This is a genomic window from Pseudomonas kairouanensis (genome assembly GCF_004682055.1).
Classification (GTDB): Bacteria; Pseudomonadota; Gammaproteobacteria; order Pseudomonadales; family Pseudomonadaceae; genus Aquipseudomonas; species Aquipseudomonas kairouanensis.
The window spans coordinates 1-23,147 of the sequence record NZ_QUZU01000053.1 but is presented as its reverse complement, the minus strand read 5'-3'; the positions used below and the strand labels follow the sequence as shown (position 1 = coordinate 23,147).

At 59.5% G+C, this 23,147-nt stretch carries 21 protein-coding genes; 13 read left to right on the top strand and 8 right to left on the bottom strand.

Annotated features, from left to right (window positions below):
• Nucleotides 1–5: 5 nt before the first annotated feature.
• The 5 genes from crcB to DYL59_RS31475 all read right to left on the bottom strand — a co-directional run bounded on the left by crcB (nucleotide 6) and on the right by DYL59_RS31475 (nucleotide 5,263).
• Nucleotides 6–380 carry a fluoride efflux transporter CrcB gene (crcB, locus tag DYL59_RS27525; RefSeq protein ID WP_135291974.1) on the bottom strand — a complete coding sequence of 125 codons (375 nt, stop codon included), beginning with the start codon at nucleotides 378–380 and terminating at the stop codon, nucleotides 6–8.
• Nucleotides 380–1,702: a replication-associated recombination protein A gene (locus DYL59_RS27520; RefSeq protein ID WP_135291973.1), complete on the bottom strand. Its 1,323-nt coding sequence runs from the start codon at nucleotides 1,700–1,702 to the stop codon at nucleotides 380–382. Before DYL59_RS27520 ends, crcB begins: the two co-directional genes overlap by 1 nt.
• A gap of 27 nt (nucleotides 1,703–1,729) precedes the next feature.
• A complete protein-coding gene (gene lolA, locus DYL59_RS27515) occupies nucleotides 1,730–2,353 on the bottom strand; it encodes an outer membrane lipoprotein periplasmic chaperone LolA (protein WP_135291972.1) in 624 nt (207 codons plus the stop codon).
• 54 nt (nucleotides 2,354–2,407) lie between these two features.
• Nucleotides 2,408–4,816: a DNA translocase FtsK gene (locus tag DYL59_RS27510; RefSeq protein WP_135291971.1), complete on the bottom strand. Its 2,409-nt coding sequence runs from the start codon at nucleotides 4,814–4,816 to the stop codon at nucleotides 2,408–2,410.
• Nucleotides 4,817–5,086: 270 nt separating this feature from the next.
• Nucleotides 5,087–5,263 carry a hypothetical protein gene (locus DYL59_RS31475; protein WP_167496726.1) on the bottom strand — a complete coding sequence of 59 codons (177 nt, stop codon included), beginning with the start codon at nucleotides 5,261–5,263 and terminating at the stop codon, nucleotides 5,087–5,089.
• A 42-nt stretch (nucleotides 5,264–5,305) separates the two neighbouring features.
• On the opposite strand from DYL59_RS31475, the gene aat reads away from it, so the two are divergent.
• The 3 genes from aat to infA all read left to right on the top strand — a co-directional run bounded on the left by aat (nucleotide 5,306) and on the right by infA (nucleotide 7,068).
• Nucleotides 5,306–5,986, top strand: coding sequence for a leucyl/phenylalanyl-tRNA--protein transferase (gene aat, locus DYL59_RS27505; protein WP_135291970.1), 681 nt, complete (start codon nucleotides 5,306–5,308; stop codon nucleotides 5,984–5,986).
• Between the two features lie 55 nt (nucleotides 5,987–6,041).
• Nucleotides 6,042–6,749 (top strand): arginyltransferase, encoded by a 708-nt coding sequence (locus DYL59_RS27500; RefSeq protein ID WP_135291969.1) that lies wholly within the window; start codon nucleotides 6,042–6,044, stop codon nucleotides 6,747–6,749.
• A gap of 100 nt (nucleotides 6,750–6,849) precedes the next feature.
• On the top strand, nucleotides 6,850–7,068 hold the full coding sequence (gene infA / locus DYL59_RS27495) for a translation initiation factor IF-1 (protein ID WP_002553999.1): 219 nt from the start codon (nucleotides 6,850–6,852) through the stop codon (nucleotides 7,066–7,068).
• Between the two features lie 247 nt (nucleotides 7,069–7,315).
• Here the strand turns inward: infA and clpA are convergent, their stop codons facing one another.
• Together clpA and clpS are read right to left on the bottom strand one after the other, a co-directional pair.
• A complete protein-coding gene (clpA, locus tag DYL59_RS27490; RefSeq protein ID WP_016975531.1) occupies nucleotides 7,316–9,586 on the bottom strand; it encodes an ATP-dependent Clp protease ATP-binding subunit ClpA in 2,271 nt (756 codons plus the stop codon).
• A 29-nt stretch (nucleotides 9,587–9,615) separates the two neighbouring features.
• Complete coding sequence (gene clpS, locus DYL59_RS27485) at nucleotides 9,616–9,984, bottom strand: ATP-dependent Clp protease adapter ClpS (RefSeq protein WP_005789091.1); 369 nt, start codon at nucleotides 9,982–9,984, stop codon at nucleotides 9,616–9,618.
• Between the two features lie 225 nt (nucleotides 9,985–10,209).
• On the opposite strand from clpS, the gene cspD reads away from it, so the two are divergent.
• Complete coding sequence (gene cspD, locus DYL59_RS27480; RefSeq protein WP_135291968.1) at nucleotides 10,210–10,488, top strand: cold shock domain-containing protein CspD; 279 nt, start codon at nucleotides 10,210–10,212, stop codon at nucleotides 10,486–10,488.
• 76 nt (nucleotides 10,489–10,564) lie between these two features.
• Here cspD and icd read toward each other — a convergent pair whose 3' ends face one another.
• Complete coding sequence (gene icd / locus DYL59_RS27475; RefSeq protein ID WP_135291967.1) at nucleotides 10,565–11,821, bottom strand: NADP-dependent isocitrate dehydrogenase; 1,257 nt, start codon at nucleotides 11,819–11,821, stop codon at nucleotides 10,565–10,567.
• Nucleotides 11,822–12,314: 493 nt separating this feature from the next.
• On the opposite strand from icd, the gene DYL59_RS27470 reads away from it, so the two are divergent.
• From DYL59_RS27470 to aceA, 9 genes are all read left to right on the top strand, one after another.
• Entirely contained in the window at nucleotides 12,315–14,540 is a 2,226-nt protein-coding gene (locus tag DYL59_RS27470; RefSeq protein WP_135291966.1) for an NADP-dependent isocitrate dehydrogenase, read from the top strand.
• Between the two features lie 215 nt (nucleotides 14,541–14,755).
• Nucleotides 14,756–15,202 (top strand): NUDIX hydrolase, encoded by a 447-nt coding sequence (locus DYL59_RS27465; RefSeq protein WP_135291965.1) that lies wholly within the window; start codon nucleotides 14,756–14,758, stop codon nucleotides 15,200–15,202.
• Between the two features lie 59 nt (nucleotides 15,203–15,261).
• Entirely contained in the window at nucleotides 15,262–16,386 is a 1,125-nt protein-coding gene (gene mnmA, locus DYL59_RS27460) for a tRNA 2-thiouridine(34) synthase MnmA (RefSeq protein WP_135291964.1), read from the top strand.
• A complete protein-coding gene (hflD, locus tag DYL59_RS27455) occupies nucleotides 16,383–17,006 on the top strand; it encodes a high frequency lysogenization protein HflD (RefSeq protein ID WP_017737157.1) in 624 nt (207 codons plus the stop codon). Before mnmA ends, hflD begins: the two co-directional genes overlap by 4 nt.
• Nucleotides 17,007–17,131: 125 nt before the next feature.
• Entirely contained in the window at nucleotides 17,132–18,502 is a 1,371-nt protein-coding gene (gene purB, locus DYL59_RS27450) for an adenylosuccinate lyase (RefSeq protein WP_135291963.1), read from the top strand.
• An 83-nt stretch (nucleotides 18,503–18,585) separates the two neighbouring features.
• Nucleotides 18,586–19,752 carry a ribosomal protein uL16 3-hydroxylase gene (locus DYL59_RS27445; RefSeq protein WP_135291962.1) on the top strand — a complete coding sequence of 389 codons (1,167 nt, stop codon included), beginning with the start codon at nucleotides 18,586–18,588 and terminating at the stop codon, nucleotides 19,750–19,752.
• Nucleotides 19,745–20,167, top strand: a complete 423-nt coding sequence (locus DYL59_RS27440; protein WP_135291961.1) for a GNAT family N-acetyltransferase — start codon at nucleotides 19,745–19,747, stop codon at nucleotides 20,165–20,167. Before DYL59_RS27445 ends, DYL59_RS27440 begins: the two co-directional genes overlap by 8 nt.
• A gap of 231 nt (nucleotides 20,168–20,398) precedes the next feature.
• Nucleotides 20,399–21,136 carry a secretin N-terminal domain-containing protein gene (locus DYL59_RS27435; RefSeq protein WP_135291960.1) on the top strand — a complete coding sequence of 246 codons (738 nt, stop codon included), beginning with the start codon at nucleotides 20,399–20,401 and terminating at the stop codon, nucleotides 21,134–21,136.
• Between the two features lie 493 nt (nucleotides 21,137–21,629).
• Nucleotides 21,630–22,955 carry an isocitrate lyase gene (gene aceA, locus DYL59_RS27430; protein ID WP_003174717.1) on the top strand — a complete coding sequence of 442 codons (1,326 nt, stop codon included), beginning with the start codon at nucleotides 21,630–21,632 and terminating at the stop codon, nucleotides 22,953–22,955.
• Nucleotides 22,956–23,147 lie beyond the last annotated feature (192 nt).

Genomic DNA, 23,147 nt, shown 5'->3' with positions numbered 1-23,147 from the left:
GTTTATCAAAGTTTGGTCAAGGACAGGCCAGCCCAGGTGGCGAGCAGCCCGCCGAACACGCTGATGCCCAGGTACCCGAAGGCAACCAGGGCCTGCCCGCTTTCCAGCAAGCGCAGCGTGTCCAGTGAAAAGGATGAAAAGGTCGTCAGACCGCCTACAAAGCCGACAATCAAGCCGGCGCGAATCTCAATCGGCACTTCCGGGCGCAACAGGAACCAGCCGTACAACAGCCCGATAATCAAGCAGCCCACCAAGTTGACGGCCAGGGTCGCGGCATAAAAATGCTTCGGCCAGTTGGCGCTGACCCAGGTGCCGGTGGCGAAACGCAATAATGTACCAGCGATGCCGGCTGTGGACACGGCAAGAATCGTCTTGAGCACTACTTTCTCCGCTGTTTGGGGCTGAGTCGATCGAGTTGGGCGAGGTGATTGAGCTTTTCACCGATCTTCAGCTCCAGCCCACGGGGCACCGGCTGGTAGAGCGCCAGCGGCTCAAGCTCATCGGGAAAGTAGTCTTCACCGGCCGCATAGGCGTCCGGTTCATCGTGGGCATAGCGGTATTCATCGCCGTAACCCAGCTGCTTCATCAGCTTGGTCGGTGCATTGCGCAGGTGCAGCGGCACTTCCAGCGAACCGTATTCGGCAGCGGCGCGCAGCGCAGACTTGAAGCCCATGTACACCGCGTTGCTCTTGGGCGCACACGCCAGGTAGGTGATGGCCTGGGCCACCGCCAACTCACCTTCCGGGCTGCCTAGGCGCTCCTGCACGTCCCATGCGGCCAGGCACAGGCTCAGGGCGCGCGGGTCGGCGTTACCGATGTCTTCGCTGGCCATGCGCACCACACGGCGCGCCAGGTACAGCGGGTCGCAGCCGCCGTCGATCATACGGGCGAACCAGTACAAAGCGCCGTCCGGGTTGGAGCCGCGCACGGATTTATGCAGCGCCGATATCTGGTCGTAGAAAGCTTCGCCACCCTTGTCGAAACGCCGGCGCGTATCGCCCAGCAGGCTTTGCAGCAGGTCTACGCCAATTTCAGTGCCGTCTTCAGCCAGGTCAGAGGCGTTTTCCAGCAAGTTGAGGAAACGCCGACCATCGCCATCGGCGGCGGTGAGCAGGATCTTGAAGCCCTCGTCGCTGACGCTCAGCTGGCGCTTGCCCAGGCCTTTGTCTTCGCTCAGGGCGCGGTGCAGCAGCTTTTGCATCGCCGCTTCATCCAGGCTCTTGAGCACATAGACCCGCGCCCGCGACAGCAAGGCGTTGTTGAGCTCAAACGAAGGGTTTTCGGTGGTGGCGCCGATAAAGATCAGCGTGCCGTCTTCCACGTAGGGCAAGAAGGCATCCTGCTGGGACTTGTTGAAACGATGCACTTCGTCCACGAACAAGATGGTGCGCTTGCCGTACTGGCCGGCCTGCTGCTTGGCCACATCCACGGCCTGGCGGATCTCCTTGACCCCGGCGAGCACCGCCGAGACCGTCTCGAAGTGCGCATCCGAGACTTTCGCCAGCAGCCGCGCCAGGGTGGTCTTGCCCACTCCTGGCGGGCCCCAGAAAATCATCGAGTGCAGCGCCCCCTGCTCCAGGGCTTCGCGCAAGGGCTTGCCGCGAGCGAGCAGGTGTTCTTGCCCGACGTACTCATCCAGGTTGGTCGAGCGCAGGCGCGCGGCCAGGGGCTGGGCTATCGGGTCACTTCGAAACAGGTCCATGGGCAGCGTTTGAAACCTCTTTGCAGATTATTCCTGGATCACGTCGGCACCCTTGGGGATGTCGAACTTGAACTTGGAAGCAGGCACCGGCTGGTTGGCCTTGACCCCCGTGAACAGGATATCGGTGCGCTGGCCGACGCTGTCGATCAGGCGCATGTTGTTGATCACGCCGTTACCGAAGGACAGGTTCAAGGTGTCGAACAGGGTGTCCTTGGATTTTGGCTTGAGGGTGAACTCGATCACGTTGCTGGTTTGCTTGGAGGTGATGTCGAAACTGTCGTTGATTTTCGACACATCACCCGACAGCAGCAACGCTGGGGTCTGGTTCAGGCGCGGGTCGAGCTTCTTGATGGTGGCCTGTTCCAGGTCAGGGTCCCACAAGGTGACCTTCTGGCCGTCCGACACGATGGTCTGCTCAGCCTTGCCTTCGGTGTGCCAGTAAAACAAACCAGGACGCTGCACGGCCATCTCGCCTGCGGTTTCCTGCAACTGGGTGCCACCGGCATCCAGGGTCAACTGGGAAAAGCGCGCCGTCAGGGTTTGGGATTTGTCCAACAGGTTCTTCAGGCTGGCGACGGAAGCCGGATCGGCGTGGGCCGAAACAGCGGTCAGGGCCAGTGCCGGCAACAACAACATGCGGATAAGACGCATGGGAGTCCTCATTGAGTAGTCAGGGCGCACCGCGTGCTGCCACGCGGTACGGGATCAGTCGCGCATCTGCCCGGGGGCGATGATTTCACGCGAGCCGTTGGTGTTCATCGCGGTCACGACACCGGCCATTTCCATGGCTTCGATCATGCGGGCGGCGCGGTTGTAGCCGATCTTGAGTTTGCGTTGCACCGCCGAAATAGAGGCGCGGCGGCTTTCGAGCACAAAGGCCACGGCCTCGTCGTACAGGGCATCGGTCTCTGCATCGTCGTCACCGCCACCGCCGCCGCTCTCGAAGCCGCTGCCGGCCTCTTCCACGCCGTTGAGGATGTCATCGTTGTATTCGGGCGCGCCACGCAGCTTCCAGGCTTCCACCACGCGGTGCACTTCATCGTCGGACACGAACGCACCGTGCACGCGGATCGGCAGGCTGGTGCCCGGCGGCATGTAGAGCATGTCACCGTGGCCCAGCAGTTGCTCGGCGCCGCCTTGGTCGATGATGGTCCGTGAGTCGATCTTGCTCGACACCTGGAACGCCATGCGGGTCGGAATGTTGGCCTTGATCAGGCCAGTGATCACGTCCACCGACGGACGCTGGGTGGCGAGGATCAAGTGGATACCGGCAGCCCGCGCTTTCTGGGCGATACGGGCGATCAGCTCTTCAACCTTCTTGCCGACGATCATCATCATGTCGGCGAATTCATCCACCACCACCACGATGGTCGGCAGCTTGGTCAGCTTCGGCGCTTCGTCGTGAATGCTTTCGCGCTTGTACAACGGGTCGTCGACGGTCTCACCACGCTCATGGGCTTCCTTGATCTTGGCGTTGAAACCCGCCAGGTTGCGCACGCCCATCTTCGCCATCAGCTTGTAGCGGCGCTCCATCTCGGCCACGCTCCAGCGCAGAGCGTTGGCGGCGTCCTTCATGTCGGTCACCACCGGGCACAGCAGATGGGGAATGCCTTCGTAGATCGACAACTCCAACATTTTCGGGTCGATCATGATCAGCTTGGCGTCGTCCGGACCGGACTTGAACAGAATCGACAGGATCATCGCGTTCACACCCACCGACTTACCGGAACCGGTAGTACCGGCCACCAGCAGGTGGGGCATTTTTGCCAGGTCGGTGATCACCGGCTTGCCGCCGATGTCATGTCCCAAGGCCAGGGTAACCGGGGATTTGAAGTTGTCGTATTCCGGTGTCGAGAGCACTTCGGAGAAGCGCACGATCTGGCGGTCCTCGTTGGGTATCTCGATACCCACGGTGGTCTTGCCGGGAATCACCTCGACCACACGTACGCTGGTCACGGCCAGGGAGCGGGCAAGGTCTTTCGCCAGGTTGGAGATGCGGCTGACTTTAACGCCAGCGGCTGGCTGGATTTCGTAACGGGTAATCACGGGGCCGGGGTGGATCGAGTCCACGGTCACTTCGACGCCGAATTCCTTCAGCTTGATTTCCAGCAGGTGGCCGACGGCGGCCAGCGACTCGGGGGAATAGTTGAGCTGTTTCTTTTCGGCCGGGTCGAGAATCGAGATCGGCGGCAAGGTGCCTTCGACAGCGCTGTCGACGAACAGCGGCGCCTGTTTCTCTTTTTGCACGCGATGGCTGGGCTCGGGCGGCTTGGGCGGCGCCGGGGCAATCACCGGCGGTACCTGCTTCTCGCGGTCCGACATGTGCTTGCTCAGGGCCTGCTCGCGCTCGATCAGGCGTTCCTTGACCTTGGCCTGCTCACGGCGGTCCGGGGTACTTGGGGCCACCACTTCGTTGACCCGGGTGTCCACCTCGCGCAGCTGCGCCACCATGCGCTTGCGATCGACACGGGCCGCCCACCAGCGGTTGGCGGCGCCCTGGAACAGCTCCAGCAAGTCGAGCGTGATCTTGCCGGTCACGTCCATCACCTTGAACCATGACAGGTCGGTGAACACGGTGAGACCAAACAGGAACAACGCGATGAACATCAGGGTGCTGCCCTGGATATTCAGGGTCTTGCGCGCCAGGTCGCCAAGGCTTTCACCCAGCGCCCCGCCCGCGCCCGCAGGCAGGCCGGTAGGTGCATGAAAATGGATATGGGCCAGGGCCGCACCGGACAATACCAGGAACACCAGGCCGATCAGGCGCCAGGAGAACAACCAGCCGCTCCACTGCCACGGCTCGTGGCGCTGGCGGAAGATCTGCCAGGTCTTGATCGCCAGCAACAACGGGAAGATGTAGGCGAAGTAACCCAACACCATGAACAGGATATCGGCGCTGTAGGAGCCGGCAGGCCCACCGAAGTTCTGCACGTCTTCGATCTTGCTGTTGTGGCTCCAGCCCGGATCGTCCTTGCCATAGGTCAGCAAGGCCATCATCAGGAACAGGCACAGGGCGCCAATAGCGATCAGCGCACCTTCCTTGAGTCGGTAGTGCAGGTGCTGGCGCCAGGCCGGCACGACTGCTGCTTTGGGTGTTGCGGCGGATTTCTTCAAAACGGGTCTATTCCTGCGCCTTTAGCGCGTCCATCGACTGAATGACTGCACACACTGCCCAATCCGAGCAGCTGAAAAATGAACGAGTGTCGTTGACTCTACTTTTAACACCGGGTGATTGCTTGATGGAATGGCGATAGCGCCACAATGCCCGCATTGTACGGGTTTGTGTCCGCGATGCCACGCCCTTGCCCACTACCCAGCAGCATAGCTAACCAACCTGTCACAGCATGATCAATTTGAGCATGCATTGTCTTTGCTGACAAAGGCTTATGAGCTGTTTTTAGCAATCCAGGGCAGCTTGGCAAATGGCCTGCATCCTACAGACCCGATTACGACCACATCCCCGACATAGAGTTGCAGCCGCCCATTGGCACCCATGGCGGATTCGGGCTGGCCCGATCGCGCTGCGTCGACAATAATCAGCACTGCCAAGGCGGGCGTCATACCTGCCACTCCCCTCCCTCCCCTTCCGTAAGCCTGGACACCATGCTGACTTGGTTACAACGCGACTCGCTGACATTCCCCCCGCTGGCCAAGGCCATGCGCGAACCCAACGGCCTGCTCGCCGCCGGTGGCGATCTGTCGGCAGAACGACTGGTACAAGCCTACCGTCATGGCTGCTTCCCGTGGTTTTCGCAGGGCCAGCCCATCCTGTGGTGGTCGCCAGACCCGCGCACGGTGATATTTCCTGACGAGTTGCATGTATCCCGCAGCCTGGGCAAGTTATTGCGCCAGCAGCGCTACCAGGTCACCTTCGACCAGGATTTCGCCGCCGTCATCCAGGCCTGCGCCGCACCTCGCGCCTATGCGGACGGCACCTGGATCACCGAGGGCATTCAAAGCGCTTACCTGGAGCTGCACCGGCGTGGCCATGCACACTCGGTAGAGGTATGGGACGACGGGAAATTAGTGGGGGGCCTGTATGGCTTGGCAATGGGCCAGCTGTTCTTTGGCGAATCCATGTTCAGCCGCGCCGATAACGCCTCGAAATTCGGCTTCGCCACCCTCACCCGCCAACTGCAGGCCTGGGGCTTTGTCTTGATCGACTGTCAGATGCCCAACGACCATCTGCACAGCCTGGGTGCCCGCGCCATATCCCGCAGCGACTTCGCAGGTTTCCTGCGCGACCATCTAGACCAACCCAACGCTGGACCATGGGTTTCCTAGGCGACTTGCGCGCACCTGGCTTACACTTATTTCAAAGCTTATCCGAGGGTTGATCATGACCGAGTTGGCGCGCTTGAAGTTTTATGCCACTCAACCCCACTCTTGCAGCTATCTGCCCGACGAGCAGGCCACCACGCTGTTCCTCGACCCCAGCCAGCCTATGGATGTGCATGTGTACGCCGATCTGTCAGAAATGGGCTTTCGGCGTAGCGGCGATCATTTGTACCGGCCGCATTGCCAGAACTGTAATGCCTGCGTCCCGGCACGTATCCCCGTGGCGCAGTTTCTGCCGAATCGTAATCAGAAGCGCATTCTCAAGCGCAACGCCGACCTGACAGTGACATCGAGCAAGCCAAGGTTCACCGAAGAATACTTCGACCTTTACCAGCGCTATATCGAGCAGCGCCACGCCGATGGTGATATGTACCCGCCCAGCCGCGACCAGTTTTCGACATTCCTGGTACGGGAACTGCCCTTCTCGCGTTTTTACGAATTCCGGGCGGAGGGTCGCCTGGTGGCAGTAGCCGTGACGGACTTGCTGCCTAACGGCCTGTCGGCGGTGTACACCTTCTACGAACCGGCCGAAGAACGCCGCAGCCTGGGACGCTTCGCGATCCTGTGGCAAATCGGCGAAGCACTGCGCCTGGAACTGGAGGCGGTGTACCTCGGCTACTGGATCAAAAACTGCAAAAAGATGAGCTACAAGACCCAATATCGGCCCATTGAACTGCTGATTAATCAAAGATGGGTCGTGCTTAACTAGAACCCCTTGGCTTAAACACCCTTTTTCGGGCACAATGCACGCCGCTTTTGCCTGGCGCAGTTGCACCGGGCCATTCACTGGATACCGAGGGCTTTACTGCATGTCGAAAGAAGACAGCTTCGAAATGGAAGGCACTGTCGTCGACACCCTGCCCAACACCATGTTTCGTGTGGAGTTGGAAAATGGGCACGTCGTAACCGCGCATATCTCCGGCAAGATGCGCAAGAACTACATTCGTATTCTTACCGGTGACAAAGTGCGCGTCGAGCTGACGCCCTATGACTTGAGCAAAGGGCGCATCACTTACCGCGCTCGCTAAGCAAGTCAATACAAAACGCCCGGTTATGCCGGGCGTTTTTGTGTGTGTGCACTTTTTTATCCAACACCACAAATCCAATGTGGGAGCGGGCTTGCTCGCGAATGCAGTGTGTCAGGCGACTCATTCGGACCTGATGCACCGCATTCGCGAGCAAGCCCGCTCCCACATTGGATCTTCTGCGCCTTTGAAATAGCGCACACAGCAAAAAGGCGCCTTTCGGCGCCTTTTGCTGTGTTGCGATCCGCTATCAGGCCATTTCCGCCGTGGTCTCGAACTCGAAGGTCAGCTCGCCATCCTTCAGATCGATATGCACCACGCCGCCATGGTCGGAAAGCTCGCCAAACAGGATCTCCTCGGCCAGCGGCCGCTTGATCTTGTCCTGGATCAGACGCGCCATTGGGCGAGCCCCCATTGCCGCATCGTAACCACCTTCGGCCAGCCAACTGCGTGCCGCATCCGTGACCTCCAGCTGTACGCGCTTGTCTTCCAACTGCGCCTGAAGCTCGGTAAGGAACTTGTCCACCACGCTTTTGATGACCTCATGGCTGAGGCGACCAAACTGGATAATGGTGTCCAGACGGTTGCGGAACTCCGGCGTGAAGCTCTTCTTGATCACTTCCATCGCATCGGAAGAGTGATCCTGATGGCTGAAGCCAATCGAAGCCCGCGCGGCCGTCTCGGCACCGGCGTTGGTGGTCATGATCACAATCACGTTGCGAAAGTCCGCCTTGCGCCCGTTGTTGTCGGTCAGGGTGCCGTGGTCCATCACCTGCAGCAGCAGGTTGAAGACTTCGGGGTGAGCCTTCTCGATTTCATCGAGCAGCAGTACGCAATGGGGCTGCTTGGTGATCGCCTCGGTCAACAGCCCACCCTGGTCGAACCCGACATAGCCCGGCGGCGCACCGATCAGGCGCGACACGGTGTGCCGCTCCATGTACTCGGACATGTCGAACCGCACCAGCTCGATACCCATGGCCTTGGCCAACTGACGCGCCGCTTCGGTCTTGCCGACACCGGTAGGACCTGCGAACAGGAACGAACCAACTGGCTTGTCCGGCGACTTGAGGCCCGCACGGGAAAGCTTGATGGCGGTGGACAGCGCATCGATTGCCGCGTCTTGGCCAAACACGGTGAGCTTGAGGTCACGCTCCAGGTTACGCAGCAGCTCCTTATCGGAACTGTTGACGTGTTTTGGAGGAATCCGCGCGATTTTCGCCACGATATCCTCGACCTGAGGCACATCGATGCGTTTCACGCGTTTTTCCACGGGCTGCAGGCGCTGGTAGGCACCCGCCTCGTCGATCACGTCGATGGCCTTGTCCGGCATATGCCGGTCGTTGATGTAGCGCGACGCCAGCTCAGCCGCCGAACGCAGGGCTTCATCGGTGTACTCGATGCCGTGGTGCGCCTCGAAACGCCCCTTGAGGCCACGCAGGATGCCAATGGTGTCTTCAACCGAAGGCTCGGACACATCGACCTTCTGGAAGCGACGCGCCAGGGCACGGTCTTTTTCGAAGATGCCGCGAAATTCCTGGAACGTGGTCGAGCCGATGCAGCGGATATCACCCGACGACAGCAACGGCTTGAGCAGGTTGGAGGCGTCCATCACCCCACCGGATGCCGCACCGGCACCAATGATGGTGTGAATCTCATCGATGAACAGGATCGCCTGCGGGCGTTTTTTCAGCTCGCCAAGGAGCGCCTTGAAGCGCTTCTCGAAATCGCCACGGTACTTGGTCCCGGCGAGCAACGCGCCCAGGTCAAGGGAGTAGACGACGCTGTTGGCCAGCAGGTCAGGCACCTGGTTGTCGACGATACGCTTGGCCAGGCCTTCGGCGATTGCGGTTTTACCCACGCCCGCCTCACCCACCAGCAACGGGTTGTTCTTGCGACGACGCGCAAGGATCTGCGCTACACGCTCAACCTCAAGCTCGCGCCCCACCAGCGGATCGATCCGCCCCTGGCGCGCCAGTTCATTGAGATTGCTGGCATAGGCATCCAATGGATTGCCCGAAGAAGAAGACTCACCGCCCTCGTCGTCCTGCATATCCTGCTCACCCTCGGAATGATCGCCGTGCCCAGGCACCTTGGAGATACCGTGGGCGATGTAGTTGACGACATCGATACGGGCAACGCTCTGCTGCTTGAGCAGGAACACTGCCTGGCTTTCCTGTTCGCTGAAGATCGCCACGAGCACATTGGCGCCGGTGACTTCACGCTTGCCGGAACTCTGCACATGGAACACGGCACGCTGAAGCACGCGCTGGAAGCCCAGGGTTGGCTGGGTTTCGCGGTCTTCATCGTGGACTGGAATAAGGGGCGTAGTGGAGTCGATAAACTCCTGCAGGTCATGCTTGAGTTTGTCGAGGTTGGCGCCGCACGCACGCAGAACCGTGGCGGCAGCTTCGTTATCCAATAGAGCCAGCAGCAGGTGCTCGACGGTCATGAATTCATGACGCTTCGAACGAGCCTCCTTGAAGGCAAGATTGAGGGTGACTTCGAGCTCGCGGTTTAACATAGCTTCACCTCATACCCAAGTGGTCGGCGTTAACCGTCCTTCTCGATTTCACAGAGTAGCGGATGCTGGCTTTCCCTGGCGTACTGGTTGACCTGCATGGCCTTTGTCTCGGCGATGTCGCGGGTAAACACTCCACATACTGCCCGTCCTTCTGTGTGAACGGCCAGCATTACCTTGGTCGCCAACTCGCGGTTCAGGTTAAAAAACACCTCGAGCACTTCGACCACGAAATCCATCGGTGTGTAGTCATCATTGAACAAAACCACCTTATACATCGGCGGTGCCTGTAAGGCAGGCTTGGCCTCCTGAACAGCAATGCCTGCAGAACCGTCGTCATCATGTTCCTGATCCGGTCGATCCTGATTGAATGTTAGTCGAATCTGGCTGTTTGCATGCATGGAAAGAAAGGTTCGTCAGTGGTTCAAATACAGTGGTGGGGGCGACCTGTCAGAATTTCAACTCTGACCGACTGGTCGCCTTGACTATCGGCAAATCAGTGTTACAACCAATAGAACCCACAGTGGGTAAAAAAGGTCCGCGCAGTCAACCTTAATTTATTCGGGTTAGGACGGATAAACTGGATGATACTCCAGTGATGGAGTCTGGTGCAGAGGGATATGGGTATGTCTGCTGTCAAGATCAAAGGCAAGGTCAAATGGTTCAACAATGCCAAGGGCTATGGATTCATTAACGAAGATGGCAAGACCGAGGACCTTTTTGCGCACTACTCGGCGATCATCATGGACGGATATAAAACGCTGAAAGCAGGCCAGCTGGTTTCGTTTGAAATCATTCAGGGACCTAAAGGACTGCACGCCGTGAATATCGACGCAGTGAAAGTCGAAGCGCACGAAAAAAACACAGCACCGCACGCTCACAACGAGAAAAAACTAACGGCCTAACCCGCCACCGAGCAGGCCAATACAAAAAAGCGGCCACGCCAATCAAATTGGAGTGGCCGCTTTTAGGTCGCCGCTGCTACATGTGCGCAATCAGCGCATCACCAAAACCCGAAGATGACACCAGCTTCGCGCCATCCATCAAGCGCTCAAAGTCATAGGTAACCGTCTTGGCCGAGATGGCGCCATTGGTACCCTTGATAATCAGATCGGCCGCCTCTACCCAGCCCATGTGACGCAGCATCATTTCCGCCGACAGGATCAACGAACCCGGATTGACCTGATCCTTGCCCGCATACTTGGGCGCGGTCCCATGCGTGGCCTCGAACATCGCCACGGTGTCAGAAAGGTTAGCCCCTGGCGCAATACCGATGCCACCGACTTCCGCCGCCAGCGCATCGGACAAATAGTCACCGTTCAAGTTAAGGGTCGCGATCACATCATATTCCGCTGGGCGCAGCAGGATCTGCTGGAGCATGGCGTCGGCGATGGCATCCTTGACCACGACATTCTTGCCAGTCTTGGGACTCGTAAATTGCATCCACGGACCACCGTCGAGCAGCGTGGCGCCAAACTCCTCGGCCGCCACCTCGTAGGCCCACTCCTTAAAGGCACCCTCGGTGAACTTCATGATGTTGCCTTTGTGCACGATGGTCAGCGAGTCGCGATCGTTATCCACCACATATTGCAGGGCTTTGCGCGCCAGGCGCTTGGTGCCCTCTTTAGAGACGGGCTTCACGCCAATCCCGCAGTCCTGGTCGAAACGGATCTTGGTAACCCCCATTTCCTCCTTGAGGAACTTGATCACCTTGATCGCTTCCGCAGAACCGGCCTTCCATTCAATGCCGGCGTAAATATCTTCGGAGTTTTCACGGAAGATGGTCATATCCACGTCGCCAGGCTTCTTGACCGGGCTAGGCACACCTTCGAACCAGCGCACTGGACGCAGACACACATACAAATCGAGTTGCTGACGCAGCGCCACGTTCAGCGAACGAATGCCACCGCCTACCGGGGTGGTCAGCGGGCCTTTAATAGAAACCACGTAATCCTTGACCGCATCCAGGGTCTCCTGGGGCAGCCAGGTGTCCTGGTCGTAGACTTGAGTCGCCTTTTCGCCGGCATACACCTCCATCCAGGAGATTTTGCGCTTGCCGCCGTAGGCCTTTTCAACAGCTGCATCGACTACTTTGATCATCACCGGGCTGATGTCGACGCCGATGCCGTCACCTTCGATATAAGGGATGATCGGTTGGTCAGGAACATTGAGAGAATGGTCTGCATTGACGGTGATTTTGTCGCCGACGGCTGGAACCTGAATCTTCTTGTATCCCATGCTGAACTCCATCTTTGGATTGAACATCTGGCTGCGTTCGAGCCTACTCCAGATAAATGACGACTGAAACCTCGCGCCATGCTCATTTGCATCGAAAACAGCATATTTAGTCGCCTACAAGCCTGAAACCAAAGGCAAAATCGCCAATCTTGAGCACATCTTGCGACTTTGGTCGCAGCTTGGCAGCTGCGACCTTTAGACCAATGGACGACACACCTTTTGTATGAAGGCTCGGCGTAAGCATAGCGACCTATGTATAATGCCGCCGCTGACCCAAGAGTCACGACGGCTGACCGCTCTAGACAGTAGCCTTCAGCCAGAAAGCAGGACTATTACAATAGTCCAAACGCTTGACGCTCGACTGATGCAACCCAACATCACCGCGAAGAAACCTCGACATTTCGCTCATGGATGACTTTGAACGAACGCGCTCCACCCGGCGCATCTCGAGTTTCTGCGCACGCTTTCAGCAAAGAAGAGAGTTAATCCGAATATGCCCACCCGCTCGAAGATCATCTACACCTTCACCGACGAAGCCCCGGCCCTCGCCACCTATTCACTGCTGCCTATCGTAGAGGCCTTCACCGCTTCCGCTGATATTGCCGTGGAAACCCGCGACATCTCCCTCGCCGCGCGCATCCTCGCAAGCTTCCCCGAGCAACTGGGCGCCAAGGCCATCCCGGACCACCTCGCCGAACTGGGCGACCTGGCCGTTACGCCTGAAGCCAACATCATCAAACTGCCTAACATCAGCGCCTCGACCCCGCAGCTGCAAGCCGCGATCAAGGAACTGCAGGCCCAGGGCTACGCCCTGCCGGACTACCCGGAAACCGTAACCACCGACGCGGAAAAAGAAACCCGTGCACGTTACGACAAGGTCAAGGGCAGCGCCGTGAACCCGGTACTGCGCGAAGGCAACTCCGACCGCCGCGCACCGCTGTCGGTCAAGAACTACGCCCGCAAGCACCCGCACAAAATGGGCGCCTGGGCTGCTGACTCCAAGTCCCACATCGCTCACATGAGCAATGGCGACTTCTACGGCAGCGAAAAAGCCGTACAGATCGAAGCCGCTGACGCCGTGAAGATCGAACTGATCGCCCAAGACGGCACCGCAACCGTCCTGAAGGAAAAAACCTCCGTACAGGCTGGCGAGATCATCGACACCGCCGTACTGAGCAAAAAAGCCCTGCGCAGCTTCATCGCCGCTGAAATCGAAGACGCCAAGAAACAAGGCGTACTGCTGTCGGTTCACCTCAAGGCCACCATGATGAAGGTCTCCGACCCGATCATGTTCGGCCAGATCGTTGCCGAGTTCTATAAAGACGCCCTGACCAAGCACGCCACCGTGCTGGAGCAGATCGGCTTCAATCTGAACAACGGCATCGGTGACCTGTACGCGCGCATCAAGGCGCTGCCAGCCGACCAGCAAGCGCAGATCGAAGCTGACATCCAGGCGGTCTACGCTGCTCGCCCTTCCCTGGCGATGGTCAACTCCGACAAAGGCATCACCAACCTGCACGTACCGAGCGACGTGATCGTCGACGCCTCGATGCCGGCCATGATCCGTGACTCCGGCAAAATGTGGGGCACCGACGGCCAGCTGCACGACACCAAGGCCGTGATCCCGGATCGCTGCTACGCCACCATCTACCAGGCGGTCATCGAAGACTGCAAGGCCAATGGCGCCTTTGACCCAACCACCATGGGCAGCGTGCCAAACGTTGGCCTGATGGCGAAGAAAGCCGAAGAGTACGGCTCCCACGACAAGACCTTCCAGATCAAGGCTGACGGCGTAGTGCGCGTCACCGACAGCAAGGGCAACCTGCTGATGGAACAGAAAGTCGAAGCCGGCGACATCTTCCGCATGTGCCAGACCAAAGACGCGCCGATCCAGGACTGGGTCAAGCTGGCCGTCAACCGTGCCCGCGCCAGCAACACCCCGGCTATTTTCTGGCTGGACCCACAGCGCGCGCACGACGGCGTCGTGGTCGAGAAGGTTCAGGCTTACCTGAAAGACCACAACACCGAAGGCCTGGACATCCGCATCATGGCTCCGGTCGATGCAATGAAGTTCACCCTGGAACGCACCCGCAAGGGCCTGGACACCATCTCGGTGACCGGTAACGTGCTGCGTGACTACCTGACCGACCTGTTCCCGATCATGGAGCTGGGTACCAGCGCCAAGATGCTGTCCATCGTACCGCTGATGAACGGCGGTGGCCTGTTCGAAACCGGCGCTGGTGGTTCGGCTCCGAAGCACGTACAGCAACTGGTTGAAGAGAACTTCCTGCGCTGGGACTCCCTGGGCGAGTTCCTGGCCCTGGCGGCCTCCCTTGAGCATTTGGGTGTGACGTACAACAACCCGAAAGCCCTGGTACTGTCCAAGACCCTGGACCAGGCCACTGGCCAGTTCCTCGACAACAACAAGTCGCCATCGCGCAAAGTCGGCAACATCGACAACCGCGGCAGCCACTTCTACCTGGCGCTGTACTGGGCACAAGCCCTGGCCGCCCAGACTGAAGACACTGCACTGCAAGCGCAGTTTGGCGAACTGGCCAAAACCCTGACCGCGAACGAAGCAACCATCGTTGCCGAACTCAACGCCGTACAGGGCAAGCCAGTGGACATCGGCGGCTACTACGCGCCGAACCCAGAGCTGACCAGCAAGGCCATGCGCCCAAGCAACACCCTCAATGCGGCAATTGCCAAGTTGAAGTAAGGTTGTAGGGATGCAAAGAAGCCCCGGCCTAGTGCCGGGGTTTCTTTTTGTGGACACCGAGTTATTGCTGAATAAACCGGATCAAAATGTGGGAGGGGGCTTGCTCCCGATTGCGGTGTATCAGCCACAGGTATATTGGCTGACATACTGCAATCGGGGGCAAGCCCCCTCCCACATTGACTGCACTCAAGCCAACAAACCGCATCGAGGCAACCATGACCTGGCAACCCCACATCACCGTCGCCACCATCGTCGAGGACAACGGCCGCTTCCTGATGGTCGAAGAGCTCAAAGGCGGTCGCGCCGTACTCAACCAGCCCGCCGGCCACCTCGACCCGCACGAAACCCTCACAGACGCCGCCGTACGCGAAACCCTCGAAGAAACCGGCTGGGACGTCGAAGCCACCGGCATCGTGGGCATCTACCTGTACACCGCCCCCAGCAATGACGTGACCTACCAAAGGGTCTGCTTTATGGCCAAAGCCCTCAAACACCACCCGGACTATCAACTCGACGAAGGCATCATCCGCGCCCGCTGGCTGACCCGAGAGGAGCTGATGGCCGCGCGCGACGACTGGCGCAGCGAGCTGATCATCCGCTGTATCGATGATTATCTAGCCGGCCAGCGCCACAGTCTCGAATTGATCCGCCCTTCTCTTTAGCCTTAGAGGCCGCAGCCTGATAGAATCGCGTCCTTTTTCAAGACACCCGTTGAAACCCTATGCGTGATCCAGCCCCTTCTGACACACAAAAGAAGCGCGTCATCGTCGGCATGTCCGGCGGCGTGGATTCTTCCGTTTCCGCCGTTCTGCTCATGGAGCAGGGTTATGAGGTGGAAGGCCTGTTCATGAAGAACTGGGAAGAAGACGATGGAACGGAGTACTGCACCGCCATGGACGACCTGGCGGACGCCCAGGCCGTGTGCGACAAAATCGGTATCAAGCTGCACACCGCCAACTTTGCCGCCGAGTACTGGGACAACGTGTTCGAGCACTTCCTGGCCGAATACAAGGCTGGCCGCACGCCGAACCCGGACATCCTGTGCAACCGTGAAATCAAGTTCAAGGCGTTCCTCGACTACGCCATGATGCTCGGCGCCGACCTGATAGCCACGGGCCACTACGTGCGCCGTCGCGATATCGATGGCCGCACCGAACTGCTCAAAGGCCTGGACCCGAACAAAGACCAGAGCTACTTCCTGCATGCCGTCGGCGGTGAACAGATCGCCAAGACCCTGTTCCCGGTAGGCGAGCTGGAAAAACCCGAAGTGCGCAAGATCGCCGAGAAACACGGCCTGGCCACCGCCAAGAAGAAGGATTCCACGGGGATCTGCTTTATTGGCGAGCGCCGCTTCAGCGACTTCCTCAAGCAATACCTGCCGGCGCAACCGGGCGAAATCAAAACCACCGACGGTGAAGTCATCGGCCGCCACCACGGCCTGATGTACCACACCATCGGCCAGCGCCAGGGCCTGGGCATCGGCGGCTTGAAAGACGCCGGCGAAGAGCCGTGGTACGTGCTGGTCAAAGACCTTGAGAACAACGAGCTGATCGTCGGCCAGGGCAACGAGCATCCACTATTGTTCTCCGGCGCCCTGCTCGCCTCGGAAATCTATTGGGTCAACCCGATCGACCTGAGCACCCCGCGCCGCCTGACCGCCAAGGTGCGCTATCGCCAGAGCGACCAGCCGTGCACGCTGGAAAAGACCGCTACCGGCTATCGCGCCACCTTTGATGACCCGCAGCGCGCGGTCACCCCTGGCCAGTCCGTGGTGTTCTACGACGGCGAAATCTGCCTGGGCGGCGGCGTGATTGAAGTTGCGCAAGCCTGGAGCCACAAGGCATGAGCCCGACCCAGGAGCAACTGACGGCACTGGGCGGGGTTTTTCTCGCCGCCGTTCTGGTGGACAAGATCGCCAAGACCGGCCAGGTGACCGAGGCAGGCCTGACCTGCATGCTCGGCAGCCTGCTGATCCGTGACCCAAAGGACACCCTGGAAGTCTACGGCGGCGACGACATCGCGCTACGCGAAGGTTACCGCGCCCTGATCGGCGCCCTGGAACGCGACCCCAGCACCCTGCAGCGCGAACCGTTGCGCTACGCCCTGTCGATGCTCGGCCTTGAGCGCCAACTGGCCAAGCGCGAGGACATGCTGGAAGTCATCGGCAAGCGCCTGCCACAGATTCAATCCCAGGTAGAACACTTCGGTCCGGCCCACGAAAACGTGATCGCCGCCTGCGGTGCGCTGTACCAGGACACCTTGAGCACCCTGCGCCAACGCATCCAGGTGCACGGCGATATGCGCAACCTGCAACAACCAAATAACGCCTCGAAAATCCGCGCCCTGCTGTTGGCCGGTATTCGTTCGGCGCGGTTGTGGCGTCAGTTGGGCGGTCATCGTTGGCAGCTGGTCATCAGCCGACGCAAATTGCTTAAAGAGCTTTACCCGTTGATGCGCAACGAATAAGTCGCAGCAACAGCGTTATTTTCAAGCGTTACGCGTAATACGCCGGTCAGTTGGCGACGGACCGGCGGATTTTTTCATGTATGATACGCGCCCCATTTCGTTGCCCGACTGTCCGAGAACACCCCATGCAGCTCTCTTCGCTCACTGCGGTTTCCCCTGTTGACGGCCGCTACGCCGGCAAAACCCAGGCCCTGCGCCCTATTTTCAGCGAATACGGCCTGATCCGTGCTCGTGTTCTGGTTGAAGTGCGCTGGCTCCAGCGCCTGGCCGCTCACCCCGCCATCAGCGAAGTGCCGGCGTTTTCCGCCGAAGCGAACGCTGTGCTCAACACCCTGGCGGAAAACTTCTCCCTGGAACACGCCGAGCGTGTGAAAGAAATCGAGCGCACCACCAACCACGACGTCAAAGCCATCGAATACCTGCTCAAAGAGCAAGCGGCCAAGCTGCCGGAACTGGCCGCTGTCAGCGAGTTCATCCACTTTGCCTGCACCAGCGAGGACATCAACAACCTGTCCCACGCCCTGATGCTGCGCGAAGGCCGTGATGACGTGATGCTGCCACTGATGCGCCAGACCGCCAACGCCATCCGCGAACTGGCCATCCGCTTTGCCGACGTACCGATGCTGTCGCGCACCCACGGTCAGCCGGCCTCGCCGACCACCCTGGGTAAAGAGCTGGCCAACGTGGTGTACCGCCTGGAGCGCCAAATCGCTCAAGTCGCCGCCGTGCCACTGCTGGGCAAGATCAACGGCGCCGTGGGCAACTACAACGCCCACCTCTCGGCCTACCCTGAGATCGACTGGGAAGAAAACGCCCGCGCCTTCATCGAAGACGAGCTTGGCCTGGGTTTCAACCCCTACACCACCCAGATCGAACCGCACGACTACATTGCCGAGCTGTTCGACGCCATTGCGCGCTTCAACACCATCCTGATCGACTTCGATCGCGATATCTGGGGCTACATCTCCCTGGGCTACTTCAAGCAGCGCACCATTGCCGGTGAAATCGGTTCGTCGACCATGCCGCACAAGGTCAACCCGATCGACTTTGAAAACTCCGAAGGCAACCTCGGCATCGCCAACGCTCTGTTCCAGCACCTGGCCAGCAAGTTGCCGATCTCCCGCTGGCAGCGCGACCTGACCGACTCCACTGTACTGCGCAACCTCGGCGTGGGCTTCGCTCATAGCGTGATCGCGTACGAAGCCAGCCTCAAAGGCATCAGCAAGCTTGAGCTCAACGAGCAGAAGATCGCCGCTGACCTGGACGCCTGCTGGGAAGTTTTGGCCGAGCCGATCCAGACCGTGATGCGCCGCTACAACATCGAAAACCCCTACGAGAAGCTGAAAGAATTGACGCGCGGCAAGGGCATCAGCCCCGAAGCGCTGCAAACTTTCATCGACGGCCTGGACATGCCAGCCGCTGCCAAGGCCGAGCTGAAACTGCTCACCCCGGCCAACTACATCGGCAACGCCGTGGCACAAGCCAAGCGCATCTGATCCAAGCAAGCTCCTTGAGACGCCCGGCCGCGCCGGGCGTTTTTATTCCAGTCTGAAAAGTGCTCTCTTTCAATAGGTTACACATGAATCCTGACATCCCTCTTCAACTTCTGGGCGGCATCACGGCACGGGAATTCCTGCGCGACTACTGGCAGAAAAAACCGCTGCTGATCCGCCAGGCCATCCCGGATTTCGAAAGCCCGATCGACGCCGACGAACTGGCCGGCCTGGCCCTGGAAGAAGAAGTTGAGTCGCGCCTGGTGATCGAACACGGCGAACGTCCATGGGAACTGCGTCGCGGCCCGTTCGCCGAAGATGCCTTCAGCACCCTGCCGGAACGCGAGTGGACCCTGCTGGTGCAGGCCGTTGACCAGTTCGTGCCGGAAGTCGCCGAGCTGCTGGAGCAGTTCCGCTTTTTGCCAAGCTGGCGCATTGACGATGTGATGATCAGCTTTGCCGCACCTGGCGGCAGCGTTGGCCCGCACTTCGACAACTACGATGTGTTCCTGCTGCAAGCCCAGGGTAAGCGCAACTGGAAGATCGGCCAGATGTGCAACTCCGAAAGCCCGCTGCTGCAACACGCCGACCTGCGCATCCTCGCCGAATTCGAAGAAAGCGCCGAATGGGTGCTGGAACCGGGCGACATGCTTTACCTGCCGCCGCGGCTGGCCCACTTCGGCATCGCCGAAGATGACTGCATGACTTACTCCGTGGGCTTTCGCGCACCAAGCGCGGCCGAAGTGCTGACCCACTTCACCGACTTCCTCAGCCAGTACCTGACGGACGAGGAGCGTTACACCGACGCCGACGCCCAACCGGTCAGCGACCCACACCAGATCCAGAGCGACGCCCTGGATCGCTTGAAAAGCCTGCTGGCCGAACACATGAGCGACGAGCGCATGCTGCTGACCTGGTTCGGCCAATTCATGACCGAGCCGCGCTATCCGGAACTGGTGGCAGGTGAAGAGTTGGGCGAGGAAGACTTCATCAGCGCGCTCGAAGACGGCGCAATCCTGGTGCGCAACCCAAGCGCACGCATGGCCTGGTCGGAAGTGGACGACGACGTGCTGCTGTTCGCCAGCGGCCAGAGCCGTTACTTGCCGGGTAAACTGCGCGAACTGTTGAAGCTGATTTGCGCTGCCGATGCCCTGCACGCCGAAAATCTCGGCCCGTGGCTGGCGGACGAAGACGGCCGTGACCTGTTGTGTGAACTGGTCAAGCAAGGAAGCCTGGGGTTTGCCGATGAATAAGATTCACGTAAGTGTCGCAGACTGGCAAAAGGATATCGCTGAGATACGGCGCATTCGTGAAGCGGTATTTATCGCTGAGCAATCGGTTCCACCTGAGCTGGAATGGGATGCAGATGACGCCGATGCGGTGCATTTCCTCGCATTCGAAGGCGACTTTCCGATTGGCACCGCACGCCTGCTGCCCAGTGGCGAGATTGGTCGCGTGTCGGTGCTCAAGGATTGGCGCGGGCTTAAGGTTGGCGACAAGCTGATGGAAGCGGTGATTGGCGTGGCCGAGCAACGCGGCCAGACCAAGCAGTTTCTGAGCGCGCAGGTTTATGCGGCGCCGTTCTATGAGCGACTGGGTTTCAAGATCGTCAGCGATGAGTTTCTTGAGGTCGGGATTCCGCATGTGGATATGGTGCGCGGGGGCTGATCCAAGACCGAGTCGCGCCTTTCGCGAGCAAGCCCGCTCCCACATTTTGACCGCATTCCAAGGGATGCACTCAGTCAAATGTGAGAGCGGGCTTGCTCGCGAAAGCTATTTCAGCAGCACTACAAATGCCCTGCCTTGCCAGGGCATTTTGCCGTCTACGATTCAACAAGCACCCCGCCCGGCCGACAAACTGGCACTATCAAGCCCAAATGACTCGCAGAGATAACGGACATGTCCCTACGCACCCTGCTCACCGCCCTGCTCCTGACCGTCAGCGCCTCGGCGATGGCCGACACCGAAGTGGTCAACCTGAGCAATCGCACCAGCGCTGACCTGCTGCCTGTAGCACAGAATTTCATCGGCAAGGACGGCACCGTCAGCGCCTACGGCAACCAACTTATCGTCAACGCAGACCCCGGCAAGATCCAGGACCTACGCGCCCTGCTCGCCCAACTGGACACACCGGCCAAGCGCCTGCTGATCACCGTCGACACCAACGAAACCAACCAACAGAACAGCGGCAACAGCCAGACCCGCATCATCAGCTACGGCACCACCAGCCGAGACGGCGGCATCCAACAGATCCAGGCCAGCGAAGGCGTGCCGGCGCTGATCCAGGTTGGCCAGAGCGTGCAACTCACCACCACCCAACAAGACAGCTACGGCCGCCTGCAAAACCAGACCCAGTACCGCAACGTGACCCAGGGCTTCTACGTGACCGCAAGCGTCACCGGCGAGACCGTGCACTTGGCCATCAGTACTAACCGTGACCGCATGAGCCAGGAACGTCCCGATGTAGTGAACGTACAAAGTACCGACACAACTATCAGCGGTCGCCTGGGTGAATGGATCACCCTGGCCGGCATCAACCGCCAGACTCAGGCCGATAAATCCTCTACAACCCGCACCTACTCTACCCAGGGCCGGGATGACCTGACTTTGCGGGTCAAGGTCGACACCCTGAACTGAAGCACCAAAAACTGACTGATGAGTCGCCTTAGACTAAAGATGTAGTGCCATAAAAAAAGCACTACAAAACATTTGACGATCCAAAAAAGCATGGGCATGATGGCCTCGCTCCCGCTAATCAGGGGCCCTGGCAAGGGCCTTCGGATCGCCGCTCTAAGCTACCCACCTGAGCCGATTCGTGTCTGTACCGCCCACAAGGCGTGTTTGACGAGGTTGCGACTGGAACGAAGTTGTCCCGAGGGACGGAAGCTAACCAGGTAACCCGGCAACACACTGATGGATCGTACAAAGGCCCACGACGCCCGAAGACTGCCCGCAGTTCGCCCCTACCTGCTCAACTCCCCCCCTTGAGCCAATCGTTCATCCCGTCGCCTTCCCCGCCAGACCCGACATGACCGCCTAAGCTTCTGGTCAGCGAGCAGCCCTGCCCACGCAACGAATGCATGGCTGGCAAACGGATACTTCCAAACAAGACGCGACGAGGTTTTTCCCCATGGCACTGACACGCGAACAGCAAATTGCAGCCCTCGAAAAAGATTGGGCTGAAAACCCACGCTGGAAAGGCGTAACCCGCGCTTATTCCGCTGCTGACGTCGTCCGCCTGCGTGGCTCGGTTCAACCCGAGCACACCTTCGCAAAACTCGGCGCCGAGAAGCTGTGGAACCTGGTCACCCAAGGTGCCAAGCCGTCCTTCCGTCCCGACAAAGATTTCGTAAACTGCATGGGCGCCCTTACTGGTGGCCAGGCAGTCCAACAGGTAAAAGCCGGTATCCAGGCGATCTACCTGTCCGGCTGGCAAGTGGCTGCGGACAACAACTCCGCTGAATCCATGTACCCCGACCAATCGCTGTACCCGGTGGACTCGGTGCCAACCGTGGTCAAGCGCATCAACAACTCGTTCCGTCGTGCCGACCAGATCCAGTGGAAAGCCGGCAAGAACCCAGGCGACGAAGGCTACATCGACTACTTCGCGCCAATCGTGGCTGACGCCGAAGCCGGTTTCGGTGGCGTACTGAACGCCTACGAGCTGATGAAGAGCATGATCGAGGCAGGCGCTGCCGGCGTGCACTTCGAAGACCAACTGGCTTCCGTGAAAAAATGCGGCCACATGGGCGGCAAAGTATTGGTTCCAACCCAGGAAGCCGTACAGAAGCTGACCGCTGCCCGCCTGGCCGCTGACGTTGCCGGCACGCCGACCATCATCCTGGCCCGTACCGACGCCAACGCAGCAGACCTGCTGACTTCGGACTGCGACCCGTACGACCAGCCGTTCGTCACCGGCGAGCGCACCCAGGAAGGCTTCTATAAAGTGCGTGCCGGTCTCGACCAGGCCATCGCCCGCGGCCTGGCCTACGCGCCGTACGCCGACCTGATCTGGTGCGAAACCGCCAAACCGGACCTGGACGAAGCCCGTCGTTTCGCCGAAGCGATCAAAAAGGAATACCCGGACCAACTGCTGTCCTACAACTGCTCGCCTTCTTTCAACTGGAAGAAGAACCTGGACGACGCGACCATCGCCAAGTTCCAGCGCGAACTGTCTGCCATGGGCTACAAGCACCAGTTCATCACCCTGGCCGGCATTCACAACATGTGGCACAGCATGTTCAACCTGGCGCACGACTACGCCCGCAACGACATGACCGCCTACGTGAAGCTGCAAGAGCAAGAGTTCGCTGACGCCGCCAAGGGCTACACCTTCGTGGCGCACCAGCAGGAAGTGGGCACCGGCTACTTCGACGACATGACCACCGTGATCCAGGGCGGCACCTCGTCCGTGACCGCGCTGACCGGTTCGACTGAAGAAGAGCAGTTCCACTAAGCACCGCGTACACGGCCACGGCGGAACCACTACAGAGCTAACCGCAGTGCCGCACAACAATCACGCCCCGACTGGTTCGGGGCGTTTTTTTGCGCTGATGAAAACCCGCCTGACACAACACAGATCAAAATGTGGGAGCGGGCTTGCTCGCGAATGCGCAGAGTCAGTCAACAGATTCATTGGCTGACCCAC

What these genes read in the sequence shown, in the direction of transcription:
- DYL59_RS27520 (WP_135291973.1), bottom strand. Translation starts at nt 1,702, where the DNA reads ATGGACCTGTTTCGAAGTGACCCGATAGCCCAGCCCCTGGCCGCGCGC.
- lolA (WP_135291972.1), bottom strand. Translation starts at nt 2,353, where the DNA reads ATGCGTCTTATCCGCATGTTGTTGTTGCCGGCACTGGCCCTGACCGCT.
- DYL59_RS31475 (WP_167496726.1), bottom strand. Translation starts at nt 5,263, where the DNA reads ATGACGCCCGCCTTGGCAGTGCTGATTATTGTCGACGCAGCGCGATCG.
- aat (WP_135291970.1), top strand. Translation starts at nt 5,306, where the DNA reads ATGCTGACTTGGTTACAACGCGACTCGCTGACATTCCCCCCGCTGGCC.
- DYL59_RS27500 (WP_135291969.1), top strand. Translation starts at nt 6,042, where the DNA reads ATGACCGAGTTGGCGCGCTTGAAGTTTTATGCCACTCAACCCCACTCT.
- infA (WP_002553999.1), top strand. Translation starts at nt 6,850, where the DNA reads ATGTCGAAAGAAGACAGCTTCGAAATGGAAGGCACTGTCGTCGACACC.
- clpA (WP_016975531.1), bottom strand. Translation starts at nt 9,586, where the DNA reads ATGTTAAACCGCGAGCTCGAAGTCACCCTCAATCTTGCCTTCAAGGAG.
- clpS (WP_005789091.1), bottom strand. Translation starts at nt 9,984, where the DNA reads ATGCATGCAAACAGCCAGATTCGACTAACATTCAATCAGGATCGACCG.
- cspD (WP_135291968.1), top strand. Translation starts at nt 10,210, where the DNA reads ATGTCTGCTGTCAAGATCAAAGGCAAGGTCAAATGGTTCAACAATGCC.
- icd (WP_135291967.1), bottom strand. Translation starts at nt 11,821, where the DNA reads ATGGGATACAAGAAGATTCAGGTTCCAGCCGTCGGCGACAAAATCACC.
- DYL59_RS27470 (WP_135291966.1), top strand. Translation starts at nt 12,315, where the DNA reads ATGCCCACCCGCTCGAAGATCATCTACACCTTCACCGACGAAGCCCCG.
- DYL59_RS27465 (WP_135291965.1), top strand. Translation starts at nt 14,756, where the DNA reads ATGACCTGGCAACCCCACATCACCGTCGCCACCATCGTCGAGGACAAC.
- mnmA (WP_135291964.1), top strand. Translation starts at nt 15,262, where the DNA reads ATGCGTGATCCAGCCCCTTCTGACACACAAAAGAAGCGCGTCATCGTC.
- hflD (WP_017737157.1), top strand. Translation starts at nt 16,383, where the DNA reads ATGAGCCCGACCCAGGAGCAACTGACGGCACTGGGCGGGGTTTTTCTC.
- purB (WP_135291963.1), top strand. Translation starts at nt 17,132, where the DNA reads ATGCAGCTCTCTTCGCTCACTGCGGTTTCCCCTGTTGACGGCCGCTAC.
- DYL59_RS27445 (WP_135291962.1), top strand. Translation starts at nt 18,586, where the DNA reads ATGAATCCTGACATCCCTCTTCAACTTCTGGGCGGCATCACGGCACGG.
- DYL59_RS27440 (WP_135291961.1), top strand. Translation starts at nt 19,745, where the DNA reads ATGAATAAGATTCACGTAAGTGTCGCAGACTGGCAAAAGGATATCGCT.
- DYL59_RS27435 (WP_135291960.1), top strand. Translation starts at nt 20,399, where the DNA reads ATGTCCCTACGCACCCTGCTCACCGCCCTGCTCCTGACCGTCAGCGCC.
- aceA (WP_003174717.1), top strand. Translation starts at nt 21,630, where the DNA reads ATGGCACTGACACGCGAACAGCAAATTGCAGCCCTCGAAAAAGATTGG.